This is a genomic window from Clostridioides sp. ZZV15-6598 (assembly GCF_020657705.1).
GTDB lineage: Bacteria > Bacillota > Clostridia > Peptostreptococcales > Peptostreptococcaceae > Clostridioides > Clostridioides difficile_F.
In genome coordinates this window covers 18372-35595 of record NZ_JAGWCS010000033.1, presented here as the reverse complement: position 1 = coordinate 35595, position 17224 = coordinate 18372, and the positions used below count along the sequence as shown (strand labels likewise).

16 protein-coding genes are annotated in these 17224 nt (G+C 27.3%); 15 read left to right on the top strand and 1 reads right to left on the bottom strand.

Features of this window, described 5'->3' with window-relative positions:
• Positions 1-22: 22 nt before the first annotated feature.
• The 4 genes from mltG (at position 23) to KGF50_RS08715 (ending at position 4918) form a co-directional block, all read left to right on the top strand.
• The gene (gene mltG / locus KGF50_RS08730; protein WP_227847700.1) at positions 23-1102 is read left to right on the top strand and encodes an endolytic transglycosylase MltG; all 1080 of its coding nucleotides are present in this window, start codon (positions 23-25) and stop codon (positions 1100-1102) included.
• A 171-nt stretch (positions 1103-1273) separates the two neighbouring features.
• On the top strand, positions 1274-1948 hold the full coding sequence (locus KGF50_RS08725; protein WP_227847699.1) for an O-methyltransferase: 675 nt from the start codon (positions 1274-1276) through the stop codon (positions 1946-1948).
• A complete protein-coding gene (locus tag KGF50_RS08720) occupies positions 1935-3182 on the top strand; it encodes a peptidase U32 family protein (RefSeq protein WP_227847698.1) in 1248 nt (415 codons plus the stop codon). The genes KGF50_RS08725 and KGF50_RS08720 overlap by 14 nt, the downstream gene beginning before the upstream one ends.
• 71 nt (positions 3183-3253) lie before the next feature.
• A complete protein-coding gene (locus KGF50_RS08715; protein ID WP_227847697.1) occupies positions 3254-4918 on the top strand; it encodes a peptidoglycan D,D-transpeptidase FtsI family protein in 1665 nt (554 codons plus the stop codon).
• A 99-nt stretch (positions 4919-5017) separates the two neighbouring features.
• Here KGF50_RS08715 and sigK read toward each other — a convergent pair whose 3' ends face one another.
• Positions 5018-5659 (bottom strand): RNA polymerase sporulation sigma factor SigK, encoded by a 642-nt coding sequence (gene sigK, locus KGF50_RS08710; protein WP_227827138.1) that lies wholly within the window; start codon positions 5657-5659, stop codon positions 5018-5020.
• Positions 5660-5915: 256 nt separating this feature from the next.
• On the opposite strand from sigK, the gene aroE reads away from it, so the two are divergent.
• From aroE to smc, 11 genes are all read left to right on the top strand, one after another.
• A complete protein-coding gene (gene aroE, locus KGF50_RS08705) occupies positions 5916-6767 on the top strand; it encodes a shikimate dehydrogenase (RefSeq protein WP_227847696.1) in 852 nt (283 codons plus the stop codon).
• Between the two features lie 57 nt (positions 6768-6824).
• The gene (locus tag KGF50_RS08700; protein ID WP_227847695.1) at positions 6825-7184 is read left to right on the top strand and encodes a hypothetical protein; all 360 of its coding nucleotides are present in this window, start codon (positions 6825-6827) and stop codon (positions 7182-7184) included.
• On the top strand, positions 7171-7869 hold the full coding sequence (locus KGF50_RS08695) for a hypothetical protein (protein WP_227847694.1): 699 nt from the start codon (positions 7171-7173) through the stop codon (positions 7867-7869). Before KGF50_RS08700 ends, KGF50_RS08695 begins: the two co-directional genes overlap by 14 nt.
• Before the next feature lie 19 nt (positions 7870-7888).
• On the top strand, positions 7889-8308 hold the full coding sequence (locus tag KGF50_RS08690) for a hypothetical protein (RefSeq protein WP_227847693.1): 420 nt from the start codon (positions 7889-7891) through the stop codon (positions 8306-8308).
• Entirely contained in the window at positions 8298-8828 is a 531-nt protein-coding gene (locus tag KGF50_RS08685; protein ID WP_227847692.1) for a hypothetical protein, read from the top strand. Before KGF50_RS08690 ends, KGF50_RS08685 begins: the two co-directional genes overlap by 11 nt.
• Positions 8829-9206: 378 nt before the next feature.
• On the top strand, positions 9207-9764 hold the full coding sequence (gene efp, locus KGF50_RS08680; protein ID WP_227827144.1) for an elongation factor P: 558 nt from the start codon (positions 9207-9209) through the stop codon (positions 9762-9764).
• A 91-nt stretch (positions 9765-9855) separates the two neighbouring features.
• On the top strand, positions 9856-10323 hold the full coding sequence (locus KGF50_RS08675; RefSeq protein ID WP_227847691.1) for a CD1247 N-terminal domain-containing protein: 468 nt from the start codon (positions 9856-9858) through the stop codon (positions 10321-10323).
• A 154-nt stretch (positions 10324-10477) separates the two neighbouring features.
• Positions 10478-11623: an IS200/IS605 family element RNA-guided endonuclease TnpB gene (gene tnpB / locus KGF50_RS08670; RefSeq protein WP_227847690.1), complete on the top strand. Its 1146-nt coding sequence runs from the start codon at positions 10478-10480 to the stop codon at positions 11621-11623.
• Positions 11624-11786: 163 nt separating this feature from the next.
• Positions 11787-12497: a ribonuclease III gene (gene rnc, locus KGF50_RS08665; RefSeq protein ID WP_227847689.1), complete on the top strand. Its 711-nt coding sequence runs from the start codon at positions 11787-11789 to the stop codon at positions 12495-12497.
• A 53-nt stretch (positions 12498-12550) separates the two neighbouring features.
• Entirely contained in the window at positions 12551-13621 is a 1071-nt protein-coding gene (locus tag KGF50_RS08660; RefSeq protein ID WP_227847688.1) for a radical SAM protein, read from the top strand.
• 27 nt (positions 13622-13648) lie between these two features.
• Positions 13649-17203: a chromosome segregation protein SMC gene (gene smc / locus KGF50_RS08655; RefSeq protein WP_227847687.1), complete on the top strand. Its 3555-nt coding sequence runs from the start codon at positions 13649-13651 to the stop codon at positions 17201-17203.
• The last annotated feature ends 21 nt before the right edge of the window (positions 17204-17224 follow it).

Here is a 17224-nt window from a genome sequence, read left to right as displayed (position 1 = left end):
TACATAAGGAGTAGATTATATTATGAATTTTAAAAAAAATAGATTAAAAATAGTAGCATTAATAGTTGTTATTTTAATTGTTGTGGTAGGTATATTTGTGTCTATGCAAATAGGTCCTTATGATAAAAATAACAAAGAAGATGTAATTATTGACATCCCAAGTGGAGCATCAGTTGGAAAAATATCTGACATACTATATGAAAACAAATTAATAAAAAATGAATTATTGTTTAAATTGATAGTAAAAGTGAGTAATAAGGCTCCATCTATAAAATCAGGAACATATTTACTTAATCAATCGTATTCAAATAATGATATAATAAGCCTTTTAGCTTCAGGGAAAATATATCATGATGGTGTAAAAGTAACTATTCCAGAAGGTTCCACATCTAAAGAAATTATAGCAATATTAGTAAATAAAAATTTAGGCGATAAAATTATATTTGAAACTCTAATAAAAAAACCTCAAGAGTTTTATGACAAGTTTACATTCTTAAAAGAAGATGGAATAACTTCTTTAGAGGGATTTTTGTATCCAGAAACTTATTATTTTAATTCAAAGAAACAATCAGAGGAAGATATTTTAAGTGAAATGTTAAAAGTGTTTGATGGTAAATACACAGACAAATTTAAAAAGAAACAAAAAGAATCAAAGATGACTCTTCAAGAAGTACTGGAGATGGCTTCAATAATTGAAAAAGAAGCTGTACTTGATAAAGATAGACCAATAATAGCTAGTGTATTTTATAATAGACTTAAAGTAGGTATGCCTCTTCAATCAGATGCAACAATACAATATATATTTGAAGAAAGAAAGAAAATTGTAACTTATAATGATTTAAAAATTGATTCACCATATAATAGTTACAAAAATAAAGGTTTGCCTCCTACACCAATATCAAATCCTGGTATAAAATCTATTGAGGCAGCACTTTATCCAGATAAAACAGATTACTTGTATTTTGTGGCAAAGATTGATGGTGGAAATAACTATAGTACAAACTATCAAGACCATTTAAAATATGTCAAAGAATACAAAGAAGCGAGAGATAAACAAGGTAAAGATACAAAAACAACAAATAATGAAAATACCAAAAAATAAACAATGATTATAAAAAGTCTAACAGGGTAAGAATAATGTTGGGCTTTTTTATTGAAAATTGTTATTCTTAGATTTATAATAAAGAAAGTGTAAATATACAGAGCAATATGAATTTAAAAAATAATAAATTAAGACAAAATTTTAATATTTATTATTTTAGGGAGTGTTTTTATGAGTAATATAGTTAATGACTTGGTTGAAGATTATATAAGAGTAACATTAAAAGAAAAAGAAGGACTTTTAAAAGATTTGGAAATTTATGCTGAGGAAAATAGTGTTCCTATAATACACAAAGAAGTTTCAGATTTATTAAAAGTGTTATTAAAGATTCAAAAGCCAAAAAGAGTTTTAGAGGTAGGGTGTGCAATTGGTTATTCTTCTATTTTTTTTGCAACAATCATAGGAAAAGATGCAGATATAATAACTGTTGAAAGAAGCGAAAAAATGATAGAAAAAGCAAAAGGAAATATAAAATTAGCTGGATTTGAAAATAACATAACTATACTAGAAGGAGATGCAGAAGAAAAATTGAGTCAAATCCAAGGTGAATTTGACCTTATATTTATAGATGCAGCAAAAGGTCAATACAAGCTATTCTTTGATTTAGTTATAGATAAACTAAAAGATGGTGGATTATTAGTTTCTGATAATATTTTATATAAAGGAATGGTTGCACATGATGATTTTGTTGTAAGAAGAAAGAAAACCATAGTAAAAAGAATGAGAAATTATTTAGATTATATATGTAATTGTGATTATTTGAGTACATCATTGATACCAATAGGAGATGGTGTAGCATTAAGTTATAAAGAAAGTAAAAGAGGTGACGTAGATGGAATTAAATAAAGTTGAACTTTTAGCTCCAGCAGGTGATTTGGAGAGATTAAAAATAGCTATAACATATGGAGCAGACGCTGTTTATATAGGTGGAGAAATCTTCGGAATGAGGTCTGCTGCAAAAAACTTTAGTAAAGAAGATATGGCAGAAGGTGTAGCTTTTGCACATGAGAGAGGGAAGAAAGTCTTTGTAACAGTGAATATAATACCTCACAATGAAGATTTCCTACAATTAGAAGCTTACTTATTGGAGTTAGAAGAGATAGGAGTAGATGCAGTTATAATAGCTGACCCAGGTGTTCTTAGTGTAATTAAAAAAGTAATTCCAAATATGGAAATACATTTAAGTACACAAGCAAATACAACTAATTATCTTAGTGCCAATTTTTGGTATGAGCATGGAATAAAAAGAGTTGTAGTGGCAAGAGAATTATCATTTGATGAAATATCTGAAATAAGAGCTAAAACACCTTTAGATATGGATATAGAAGCTTTTATGCATGGAGCTATGTGTATCTCTTACTCAGGAAGATGTTTGATAAGTAATTATATGACTGGAAGAGATGCAAACAAAGGTTCTTGTGCTCAATCTTGTAGATGGCAATATCATTTAGTTGAAGAAAAAAGACCAGGGGAATATTTCCCTATATATGAAGATGAAAGAGGAACGTTCTTTTTTAACTCAAAAGATTTGTGCATGATAGAATACATACCAGAATTAATTAAATCTGGTATAACAAGCTTAAAAATAGAAGGAAGAATGAAGACATCATATTATGTAGCAACAGTTGTAAGAGCATATAGAATGGCAATAGATGAATTTTATAAGGACCCTGAGAACTGGAAATTTAATCCTATGTGGATGGAAGAGTTAAAGAAAGGGAGCCATAGACATTTCACATCAGGTTTTTACTTGAATAAGCCAACAACAGAAGACCAAAATTATCAATCAGCATCATATGTTAGAAACTATGATTTTATAGGTATAGTTAGAGAGACAGAAGATGAAAATGGGCTTATTGTAGTTGAGCAAAGAAATAAAATGTGTGTTGGTGATGAAATAGAAGTTATGGGACCATACAAAGAAACTATGTTTACTAAAATAGAAGAAATGTACAATGAAGAAGGAGAGCCTATAGAATCAGCTCCTCATCCTAGACAGATAGTGAAGTTAAAACTATCTGTAAAAGTTGAGAAAGATTATATGCTTAGAAAAGTTATAGAAGAAAAAGTTGAAGAGTAATAAAAATTTGATAAAAATAGTATTAGCCCCTTAGAAATTGTCAATAATGAAATTATCTAAGGGGTGATTTCATGTCAAAAAAGAAGACTCCATTTTTGAAAAAAGTGGGAAAGAGAAGCTGGTATATATTTACTATAATTTTAATAATTTATAGTGGTTTAATCTATAGGCTGGTTGATATACAGGTATTAAAAGGTGATAAATACAAACAAAATGTTGAATCACAGAGTGTTGAGAAAGTAGAGTTAAATAGTGGACGAGGCATAATTTATGATAGAAATAATAAGAAACTTACAGATACAAGTAAAGTTCAGATTTTAGTTGTTGAGAAAGAAAAATTAAATAACAACTATAAAATACTAGAACTTGTTAAGAAAGCTACTAAGATGGATGATTTGGAAATATATAAAATTATACAAGAACAATTGGCGAATCCCATAATACAAATTCAGACCGAAAATATTGATAATAGTATGAAAAAACAACTTGAGAAAAATGGGATAATGCTAGAAGAAAAAACTATGCGATATTCACAGGATGGTTTATTATCACATACAATAGGTTATATAAAAGATGACGATAAAGCAGGTCAATTGGGAATAGAAAAAAGTATGGATAGTGTACTTAGAAGCTCAAATGAAAAATATATAAGTGCCTTTAAAGCAGGAGATGCAGGAAATGAAAAATCTCTAAATATTTTAAAGGGAAGTGTAAAAACAGTTGATGAAAAAGATAAAGATAGACATTTAAAAACTACTATTGATTATGATATTCAAAAAAATTTAGAGCAGATACTAAATAAAGAAGAAAATCCAACAGCAGCAGTGATTTCAGATGTATCTACAGGTGAAATTCTTGCTATGTGTTCTAGACCTAATTTTGACCAAAATAATATAGCAAAGAGTTTAAAGAGTAAAAATGGAGAGTTTGAAAATAGAGTCATAAAATCGACATATCCACCAGGTTCTGTGTTTAAGATGGTAGTACTATTTTCTGCACTTGAAAATGGGGTTGTAGATGAGAATTACACCTATAATTGTAAAGGGAAAACTAAAGTTGGAAATAGTAATGAAATATTACGATGCAATAAATTAGATGGTCATGGCCTTCAATCCTTACAGCAAACTTTTTCTAATTCATGTAATCCAGCATTTTTAGATATAGCAATGAAAGTTGGTAAAGAAAAGATATTAAAATCTGCTGAGAAATTGCATTTATTTGAAAAGGTTGATATTGGTCTTGATGAAGAACGAATTAGAGAAGCTCCAAAAAATATATCAATACGTAATTTAGCTATAGGTCAAGAAAATATAGAATTTACACCACTTCAAATAAATCAAATGACCCAGATAATAGCTAATAATGGAACATTTGAGCCATTATATTTATATAAAAGTCTTGTAAATAATGATATGGAGACAGTAAAAACTTATAAGTCTTCAAAAAAAGAAGAAATTATTTCTCCTTATGTATGTACACAAGTAAAAGAAATCATGAAATCTGTTTCTAAAGTTGGAACAGCTAAAGTCCTAAAGGATTTAGAAGGAGGATGTGGGGTAAAAACTGGTACAGCTCAAAGTAGTCTGAATAAAAAGCCAATAGATCATGGTTGGATAACTGGATTTTATCCAGAGAAAAGACCTAAGTATGTAATAACTGTGCTAGTAGAAGGAACTCAAAAGGAAAGTAAATCTGCAATACCTATATTTAAAGAAATATGTGAAAGTATAAAATAAAGTCATGTAGTATAAAATTTAAGGATATATCGTAATTTTAATTTTTAGGCAAGCTGTTTTGTGTAATGTTATACGATATATCCTTTTAAAAGTATAATATTAATTTTCTTGAACAAGCTCTTTTTCTAGTTTTTTGAGAGCTTTTTTCTCGATTCTGGACACATATGATCTAGAGATATCAAGTCTTTGTGCTATTTCTCTTTGAGTTTTATACCCATAAGGAGTTAACCCGTATCTTAACTGGACAATTTCTCTTTCTCGAGGAGTAAGGATTTTATTAAGTTGTTCATATAGTTTTCCAACCTGAACTTTTAACTCTACTTCGTCAAGAACATAATTGACATCTGTACCAAGTATATCCAAAAGACTTATTTCATTACCTTCTTTATCTGTTCCGATAGGGTCTTGTAGAGATACTTGTGATTTGTTTTTTTTGTTAGATCTGATATTCATTAAAATTTCATTTTCAATACATCTAGAAGCATATGTTGCTAATCGAGTTCCTTTATCTATATTATAAGTTTCTATAGCTTTTATTAATCCTATTGTACCTATAGATATTAAATCATCCTGATCTTCTGTAGAATTGTTATATTTTTTTGCGATATAAGCTACTAATCTCATGTTTCTTTCAATCAATGTATCTTTTGCACTTTTATCATTTTCTATTTTAAATTTAGTTAAATACTCAATCTCTTCTTCAGGGGTTAAGGGTTTTTCAAAAGATTTAAGCGCTGCCAATAAGTCACCCCCTTTTTAACGGTCACTTTAAATTATATGAAGGAGACTTATCCAAGTTGACTGTTATTCAATAAAATAATATGTATACTGTTAGAATTTAAAACATATATTTACAAACTTTTGGCTGTAATATAACATTAAAAAGAAGAATTTAAGTTTAATTTTTTGTTGAATATATAAAAAATAAGACGGATAAATTATTAGTTTATTTGGTATAAATTGAATTTTAGATGTCAATAAATAAAAGGAGAAAGATATGATTATAAACAGTGAAACAAAGCTTATATGTCTTTTAGGACATCCAGTGAAACAAAGCTTTTCACCAATCATGCATAATTATTTATTTGAAAAATACAAACAAAATAACGTTTATGTATGTTTTGATGTAGAGCCAAAAGACTTAGGGAAAACAGTAGAATCCATAAAAAGTATGGGTATAGAGGGTTGTAATGTGACAATACCTCATAAGGTAAATATAATTAAATATTTGGATTATATTGATTACAAAGCAAAATTAGTAGGAGCAGTTAATACTATTAAGAATGAAGGAGGTGTATTAAAAGGATATAATACTGATGGAATTGGATTTGTAAAATCTGTAATTGAAAATGGATTTGACCTAAAAGACAAAAGGGTCATGATATTAGGTTGTGGAGGTGCATGTAGAAGTATTTCTATTGAACTTGCATTTAACCATGTAAAATCTATAGAAATAAGAAATAGAAGTATAGATAAAGCAAGGGAAATATCAAATATAATAAAGTCTAGTTTTAAATTAGATGTAGCTTATAGCACTAAAGACGTTGATGAAAATGATTTAAGTAAAATTGATATACTTATAAATACTACACCAATAGGTATGGGGAATAACTTATGTCCAATCGATGAATCGTTGATTCCAAACAAAAAAATACTAGTATGTGATATAGTATATAAGCCTCATGAAACAAGTCTTATAAAATGGGCGAGAAAGTACAATTTAGATGTCCTGTATGGAGTTGATATGCTAATAAATCAAGGTCTAAGTGCATTTTGTATATGGACTGGAATAAGACTAGATAGTAATGAAAATAATTGTATAAAAGAGATTTATGAAAAAAATTTATAACTAAATCCTTAAGAGTTAATCCATAGAATATAAAATATTAATGAGAGGTTTTTATTATTGAAAACGAAAAAGAATGGTTTTATATCAATTGAATGTATAATGAGTATTGCCATATTATATGTAGCTGTGTATTTGGTATCTACATCTTTATATAGCTGCTATAGTTTTATTAGTAAAAATGTATCTAATAGAGAGATGTTAAATATTGCAAAGAAATACCTGGAAGATGAGAAATATAAAATAAAAAATAGTGAATATCAACTGACTGAGGATGAAATAAATAAAAATTACATAAAGGGTTATGAGATTAATAGCACAGTAAAACAAGTTTTAAACTATTATCAATGTTATGAGATAAATATGGAAATTAAGAGTGATTTAAAACAATTAAGATTCAATAGTTATGTTACAAAATAATAAAGGTTCTATATTAATAGTAACATTGATAATATTTTCTATTATAAGTACTGTATGTATTATGTGTATAGGTTTAATTTATAGTAATGATAATATATTTGATTTAGAATATAAAGATGCTAAGTTGAGGGAAGCTTCTTTAAGTGGTATAGAAATATCAATAAGTAATGCGCTTTGCTGTGTGGAGGAAGCTATTAATATATCTAACAATGAAGAAGAATTTAGAGACTATTTCTTAGGAAATAATATGATTGATTGTATAAAAAAAATAAAAGATACATCTTATAGTGATTTAGAAGAAGTTCATTTAAAAATAGAAAACAATACTATATATGACAAGGGAGATTTTTTTGAGTTTGATATAACAAGTACAGCTAGAGAGAAAGACTTTTTAAAAGTAATAAAAGTGAGAGTAAAAATTAAAAATCCATGGGTAGGAATTGATATTAAAGATTATATAGATGATGATTATAGTAATAAAGATTCTATCGAAACATCTGATGAGTCTAAAATATTTGACCAAACAGAACTTTCAACTGTATTTGAGGCTGGCAGTAAAGATTTTGATAATCAAAACGCTAATGGAGATGACGGAGAAGAAATCGGCCAAGAGACAATAGAAAATATAAAAAAGAACTTTGATGAAAAAAATTTAGTATATCTATATAAGTATAGGGGTGTATAACTTTGAAAAAAGAAGGAATGTGACTGTAATAGAATTAGTAGTATCCATAAGTATAATACTATTGATAACTACAATATGTTTTCCAAAAGATAATCTTGAAAATCATAAAATAAATTTATTTGCACGTCAACTTTGTTCAGATATAAGATATGTTAGACGAATCAATATGTTTAGCAATTACAATACATATATATACTATATAAAGCAAGAGGAACAAGAAGGATATGTATTGAGGAAAGATGGTAAAAATGTTAAATCCATAGTACTACCTAGAAAGGTAAGAATCGCAAGAAGTATTGAAACCATAAAATTTAAATCTGATGGCTCACCTCAAAAAGCAACTACAATAGAGATATATAATGATAGATTAAATAAAACTATAACAATAACACCTGTAAGTGGAAGAGTACTTTTGAAAGAGGGAAAATATGAAACGTAAATGTGGATATTTACTTTTAGAAAGTGCAGTATCTTTAACCGTAATTGTAGTACTGGTGATAACTTTATATTCTATATTTATACTTACAATGAATTTAAAAGTTAAAATAGAAGATAAAATGGAGTTACAGCAACAAAGTATTGAAATTACAAAATCTATAGAAGGAATCATTAGTAATTCTAGGGGGATAATAAACTTATCTTCTAATGATGAAAGTTTTAAAAAAATGACATCTATAAAATGTAGATATGTAGATGAAAATACAACTGATAATGAAGAATATACAAGCAACAAAGAAATTATATTAAATGAGAGACGGAATAAATTGTTTGTGAATTCTTTAAATGGTGAAAGTAGCCAAGCTGGCGGATATGAAATTGGTGATTACGTAGATGAAATGTATGTCTCAATGTCTAATAATGGAGAATATGTTAATATAATATTGAAATTATCAAAACGTAATCAAAAATATGAAACTGAGTTTAAAGTAAAAGTATGGAATTTTATTAAAAATGTATAATTTTGAGTAGAAGTATTATTAATGAAGAAGATTGTTTTATTTTTCATAAAAGTTATTCTGTAACAATCTAAAAAATTATGTTTATCCATTGTTTTTAAATAAAAAGTAACGAATAATGGTGAAAAGTATAGTCATAGAGATAAATAATATCAATATATAAAATGTATAAAGTGTGATTATAGATGTAAATAATAAAAATATAGGATAAGTAATCTGCCAAATACTTGTTTATATTGTATAACTTATGATATTATGATATTAGTAAAAATTTGTAATCCTGACTTGACAGAATTCAAGTAAGAGATATAATTTTAAAGGCATAGTAATGTAAAATTTACTAAAAAATAAGAAATTTATTTTAATATGGAGGAACAAAAAATGGTATCAGCAGGTGATTTTAGAAAAGGTGTTACATTTGAAAAAGATGGACAACCATGTTTAGTAGTTGATTTTCAACACGTTAAGCCAGGTAAAGGAGCTGCTTTCGTTAGAACTAAATACAGAAACTTAAAAACAGGAGCTATAAGAGAAGAAACTTTTAATCCAAGTGAAAAATTCCCTAAAGCTGTAATAGATACAAGACAAATGCAATATCTATACAATGATGGTGAGTTATATTATTTTATGGACCAAGAAAATTTTGAACAAATACCATTAAACTATGAACAAGTTGAAGAAGCAATTAAATTCTTAAAAGAAAATGAAGTTGCGACAATAAGATTTTATCAAGGACAACCATTCCAAGTGGAAGCTCCAAACTTTGCAGAGCTAGAAGTTGTAGATACAGAGCCTGGAATAAAGGGTGATACAGCAAGTAATGTAACTAAAGCAGCTACAGTTGAAACTGGAGCAGTTGTTCAAGTTCCATTATTTATAAATACTGGAGATAAAGTAAAGATAGATACTAGAACAGGTGAATATTTATCAAGAGTATAAAAATTTATGTATATAAAAGCTTATATGTCTTAATAATATAAGATATATGAGCTTTTAGTTTATATATTAAAAAGAAAGCGAGGGGTGTTACATGAAACATTTATATGAAGAAGTTGCATACTTAAAAGGTTTAGCAGAAGGTTTAGAAATAAGCACTGAAAGTAAAGAAGGGAAAATGATACATAAAATAGTTGATGCATTAGAAGTATTTGCAGAATCTATTGTAACATTGGATGAAGAACAAGAAGAACTTCAAGATTTTGTTGAATCTATAGACGAAGATTTAGCAGATTTAGAAGAAGATATTGCTGACATGGAAGAGGATCTTTACGAAGACGATGAAGAAGATGATGACGATGAGGACTTCAGCTATATAGAAATGGAATGCCCAAATTGTGGAGAATTAGTAGAAATAGACGAAGATTTGTTATATGATGATGAAGTAGATGTTGTTTGTCCTGATTGTAAGGCTGTAATATTATCATCAGAAGATGATTATGATGATGATGATGATGATTGTACATGTGGTGGTTGTTCAAATTGTGATGATAGAGAATAAAAATTCATAAGAAATAAAACTGCCTATGATGCCTATGAGATATTTTGTTTCATAGGTAGTTTTATTTTTATTAAAGATAGGAGAAATACTCCATCCTAGACGTAAGTAGGCTGGAGATGTAAGCCTGTAATATAAATTAAAAGAAGGTGAAGAAATGATACAGATGAAAGCTTTTAAGCTTAGAATATATCCAAATCAAACTCAAAAAGAAATAATAGAAAAATCTTTTGGATGTTCAAGATTTGTGTATAATCATATGTTAGCACTTCAAAAAGAAAGCTACGAAAAGGAAGGCAAATCACATTCAAAGTATGATTTAATTAAAAAACTTCCAGCACTTAAAAAAGAATATGAATGGCTTGAGGAAGTTGATTCAACTAGTTTGCAAGCCACTATTTATGATTTAGATAGTGCATATAAAAACTTCTTTAGAGAAATTAAAAAGGGTAATAAGCAAGGATTTCCAAAGTTCAAAAGTAAGAGAAATCTCAAAAGAAGTTTTGAAAGTAAATGTGTGAACAATAACATAACTATTAAGGATAATCTAATTAAGCTACCAAAATTGAAATGGGTTAAGGCTAAAGTGACTCAAAATATAAATGGTAGAATATTAAATGCTACTGTATCAAAAACACCTACAAGTAAATATTTTATTAGTCTATTTTGTGAGGTTAACATAAAATCATTAAAAGAATCTAATAAGTATATTGGTATAGATTTAGGCTTAAAAGACCTTGCAATATGTTCTAATGGAAGAATATTTGATAATCCTAAATGGTTAAAAAAAACTAACTATAGATTGAAATTGGAGCAAAAAAGGTTATCAAAGATGAAGAAGTTCAGTAGTAATTGGAATAAACAAAGAATTAAAGTAGCTAAGATACATGAAAGAATAACTAATCAAAGAAGGGATTACCTACATCAAATATCAACTAAACTAGTTAGAGAAAACCAAATAATTTGCTTAGAAGATTTGAAAGTAGGTAATATGATTAAGAATCATAAATTAGCAGGTGCAATAAGTGAAGTTAGTTGGTATGAATTTAGAAGGTTACTTGAGTATAAAGCTATTTGGTATGGAAGGTTAATTTCTGTAATAGGAAATACATATCCATCAAGTCAGTTATGTAGTGTATGTGGTACTAGAAATAGAGATGTAAAAAACCTATCACTTAGAAAGTGGGTTTGTGAAAAGTGCAATACACATCATGACAGAGATATAAATGCTAGTGTAAATATATTAAAAGAAGGATTAAGATTAGTGGGGATGGAACAGCCCTTAGAGCCTATGAATGCTTAGTGCAAAAGTACTATCGAATAGGAATCTACACCTTCAAATGTTACCGAAAGTAGTTAAGGTGGAGTAGTTCAAGAGGACAAGTATTTTGGATTTTGGTTTTGCAATAGTTGCACAAAAATAGTACACTAGAATTTATAGAATAGGATTTTGGAGGGATGCAATAATGAAGATAAGTAAAAAATTACTAGATAATATACAAAGATTTGAAGATGTTATAAATTATAAATTTAAAAATAAAGAATATATACTAGAAGCTCTTACACATAGTTCATATTCTAATGAAAATAAGAGATATAATTTTAATGAAAGATTAGAATTTTTAGGGGATTCAGTTTTAGGCATAGTGATAAGTGATTATTTATTTAATGAAGAATCTAATCTGCCCGAAGGGGAATTGACTAAACTTAGAGCAAATATAGTTTGTGAAGATTCATTAAGTGAAGTTGCGAATGATATAAACTTAGGGGTTCATATGTTATTGGGTAGAGGTGAAGAAGCTACTGGAGGTAGACATAGAACTTCAATATTAGCAGATGCATTTGAGGCCGTAATAGCAGCGATATATCTTGATGGAGGATTTGAAAGTGCAAGACAATTTATATTACACCATATGGAAAATATAATTTACGATTCAAGAAAGGGAAATATATTTAGAGACTATAAAACACATCTTCAAGAAGTATTACAAGGAAATGGGGAAAATAATATTTGGTATAGGCTTATAGAAGAAAAAGGGCCAGACCATAATAAAAGGTTTGTTATGGAAGTGGGAATTAATGAAGATGTTTTGGGTATAGGAGAAGGCAAAAGTAAAAAAGAAGCAGAACAATTGGCTGCTAAAGTAGCTCTAAAGAAAAAATTATGGGAAAAATAAATATAATATGTAAAAATATAAAAAGAAATATTTAGATTAGAAGGATGTTGTAGATGAAAAAGAGAATTATACCTATATTTGTTCCTCACAAAGGATGTCCTCATGATTGTATATTTTGTAATCAAAAAAAAATAACAGGTGTGAGCACTGATGTTACTAGTGAAGATGCAAGAAATATAATTGAAGAATGTCTAGAGACTATAGATAAGGATGCTGATGTAGAAATAGCATTTTTTGGTGGAAGTTTTACTGCTATAGATGTAGATATACAAAAAAGCTTATTATCTGTTGCCAAAGAGTATGTAGAAAAAGGTTTTATAAAAGATATTAGAATGTCTACAAGGCCAGATTGTATTAGTGAAGAAATATTAGAAATGTTAAAAGAATATAAGACAAGTATAATAGAGCTAGGAGTACAATCCTTAGATGAAAAAGTATTATTAGATAGTATTAGAGGGCATCAGTCAGACATTGTATACAAGAGTTCAAAGTTGATAAAAAATAGTGGAATTAAACTTGGTTTACAAATGATGGTTGGACTTCCAGCTGATACAGAGGAAAAATGTATATTTACAGCCAAAAAATTTGTAGAGCTTAAACCAGATTGTGTAAGAATTTATCCAACTTTAGTGGTAAAAGAGACTGGTTTGGAAAAATTGATGGAGCAAAACGAATATAAGCCATTTACACTTGACGAGAGTATAAGAATAGTAAAAAAAGTACTTGTATTATTTTATGTTAACAATATAAATGTAATAAGAGTTGGGCTTCAAGCTACTGATGATATACAAATGGGAAAAGCTGTCTTAGCAGGTCCATATCACCCTGCTTTTAGAGAATTGGTAGAAGCTGAGATGATAAAAGATTATTTAGAATTTCTTATTTCACAAAATAAAAATATAAAGAACATGTTGGTGAAGTCTAATAAAAAGAATATTTCTAAAATAATAGGAAATAAAAAAACAAATATTAAATATATGAAAGAAATTTTTGGTGTGATTTTAAAAACACAAGAATCAGATTTAGATATAAATCAATTAGAAATTGTGTTAGATGGGAAAAGTTTAATTATTGCTAATATGAGAGACATCCATAGAAAATTGTATGACATTTATAACCTTTAGTTTTAACTATGAAGGGAGAGAAACGATTTGTATTTAAAGAGACTAGAGTTAAAGGGATTTAAATCCTTTCCAGTAAAGACAGATATTATTTTTAAAGAAGGAATAACAGCGATAGTAGGACCAAATGGAAGTGGAAAAAGTAACATATCTGATGCCGTAAGATGGGTATTAGGAGAACAAAGCATCAAGAGTCTTAGAGGAGATAAACTTGAAGATGTAATATTTGCAGGTACAGATACAAAAAAACCCATGAATTACTGTGAAGTAGCTCTTACTATTGATAATTCTGAGAATCAATTAGAATTAGACTTTACAGAAGTAACTATAAGAAGAAGAGCTTATAGAAATGGAGAAAGTGAATTTTTTCTAAATAATAAGAGTTGCAGATTAAAGGATATAAAAGAAGTCTTTTTAGATACTGGTATTGGAAAAGATGGTTATTCAATCATAGAACAAGGAAAAGTAGATGAAATATTGAGTAATAATCCCTTAAGTAGAAGAAAAGTTTTTGATGAAGCTTGTGGTATATCAAAATATAGATATAAAAAACAGGAAGCAGAAAGAAATTTAAGTAATACAAAAGAAAATTTAGAAAGAATAGATGATATATATATAGAAATTGAAAATCAATTAAAACCTCTTTTTAATCAACAAACAAAAGCAAAAAAGTATTTAGAAATAAGTGAAAAGTTAAAAATACTAGAAGTGAATAATTTTATAAGAGAAATTGAAGGAATAGAAAAAGAACTGAGTGAAGTTGATGAGCATAGTAAAGTTCTTGAAAAAGAGCTTAAAGAAAAAGAAGAGCAAAAAAATGTCGTAGAGAAAAAACAAGAAGATGTTGATAAGGAGATAGAGGTACTACAAGATGTAATTGAAAAGTCTGTAGATTATATAAACTCAATTAAAGGTGTTATATCAAAAAAAGAGTCACAGATAAATTTAATTAAAGAAAGAATAAAAAACTTTACAAATGAGATTCATAGAAAAAATTCTGAAATAAACAATATAAAAGAAAAGTTAAATGAAAACAAGGTATACATAAAAGAATTAGAAAGTAATAAGTCTTCAAATAGTGAAGAGTTATCGCTATTACAAGAGAATATAAAAAAGTTAGAATCTAGTAAAGAAAATCAAAGGATTAAGTTGGAATCTTTAAATAATGATATAGAATTATTAAAAGAAAATATAATAGATATATTAAATAAGAAGCAAGAATTTAGTAATAAATTATCTGCTTTAAATGCAAATAAAGAAAATATGAATATTAGAGATGAGAACATAAACTCAGAAATAGCAGAATTAAACCAAAATATCCAAACAAAATCTTCTGAACTAGATAGTATAAATAAAGAATTTAATATGAAAAAAGAAACTTTAAACAATGTGAATAATAGAAATAAAAAATTAACTGCTGATTTACAAGACTCTATTAATGAGTTCAATAAAGTGGAAGATGAAATACAGAAAAGTAAATACAACCTAAATGGATATAATTCAAAGTTAAATGTTTATATAGATATGGAAAATCATTATGAGGGATTTAATAGAGGTGTAAAAGAAGTATTAAAAAATAAGGATTTAAAAGGTATTCATGGAGCACTAGGACAGATTATAAATGTTCCTGAAAAATATGAGAAATCTGTAGAAGCAGCACTTGGTGCTTATATGCAAAATATAATAACTGATGATGAGTTTAGTGCTAAATCTGCAATAAACTATTTGAAGAAGAATAATTTAGGAAGAGTAACATTTTTGCCATTAAATATAATTAAATCAAATAAAATAAGTTTGGGAAATTTAAAAGCAAATACTAAATTTATAGGAATAGCAAGTGATTTAATTACGTTTGATGAAAAATATAGAAATATAATTGAAAATATACTTGGAAGAACGATATTTATAAATAATATAGATGAAGGGATAAAATTTGCAAAAGAAACTGGTCATAGATTTAAAATAGTCACTTTAGATGGTGAAATCTTAAATCCAGGAGGTTCTTTAACTGGAGGTAGTTTAAAAACTAACGGAAATATATTATCAAGAAAAAGATTTATTAACGAATATACAGAAAAAATAAAGGATGTTAAGGTTGAGATTTCAGGTCTAGAACTTACAAAAGAATCCCTAAATAAAAATATAAAAAATATAAAAGATGAAATTGACTTAGTTGAAAATGAAGTAAAAGATTTAGAAAAAAGTATTATAATAAAGAGTACAAGTATAGAAAATATTGAATCTGAGATTGAATCTTTAAAATCTAGTATTACTAGGTTAGATAATGAGAAAAGTGATTTGGGATCTAACTTAAATTATACACTTGAAAAAAGTGACATTGTTAAAAAAGACATGGAAGCATTAGAAAATACATACAATCAAAATAAAGAAAAAATTGATATATTAAGTGATGAAATAAAAAAATATAATGATTTGTATGATAAAGAAAAAGCAGAATTCGATGAATTAAACCTAACTTTAGTAAAGAAAACAGAAGCTTATAATAGCATAGTCAGAGATATAAAAAGAATATCTGGTGAAAATTGTGAGTTAGAAGAAAAAACTAAACAATTAGATGAATCATTAAATTATGAAGAAGAAGAAATAGTTAAGTTACAGGATTCTATATCTATTGAAGAAAAAGAAAAAGAAAACTTAACTAAACAATTAGCAGACAGCAATAGAAATCTTGAAACTAGAAAAATAGCTAAAGATGACTTGAAAAATAATTTTGATGAAATTAGTAAAGAGTTAAAGATTATAGATAGACAACATATAGAACTTAAAGAGAGTTTATTTAAGGTTGGTGGAAGATTAGAAAGATTAAAAACTAGTCAAGACACATATATAAATAAGTTATTTGAACAATATGAAATGACTTTAGTACAAGCATTGGAAATCAAGGATGAGAATCTAGAGATAGATAGAAAATTCTTAGAAAATCTAAAGAGAGAAATAAGAAGTCTTGGGAATATAAATATAGATTCTATCAAAGAATATGAAGAAATAAAAGAAAGATATGATTTTTATAGTGAACAAAAACAAGATTTAGAAGAATCTATGGAGGAGATAGAAAAACTTATACATACATTAGAAGAAAATATGAAATCTGAATTTGAGATTAAATTTGAAGAAATAAGTAAAAACTTTAAGTATGTGTACAAAAGACTTTTTGGTGGTGGTTGTGGCGAATTAACTATTTTAGATAAAGAAAACTTATTAGAAAGTGATATACTAATAACAGCTCAACCACCTGGTAAAAAGATGAAGAATTTAAATCTACTGTCTGGTGGAGAAAAAGCTTTAACTGCAATAAGCATATTATTTGCAATATTAATTACAAAACCAACACCATTTTGTATATTAGATGAAATTGAGGCTCCACTTGATGACGCAAATATATTTAGATTTGGAGAATTTTTAAAAGATTTATCTAAAGAAACACAATTTATATCAGTAACTCATAGAAGAGGAACTATGGAAGCTGCTGATTATATCTATGGAGTTACAATGCAAGAAAAAGCTATTTCAAAAGTTATTAGTTTAAAACTAAAAGAAGCTCAAGAGATAACTGATATTATATAACTTAGATTGACATAGGAGGAA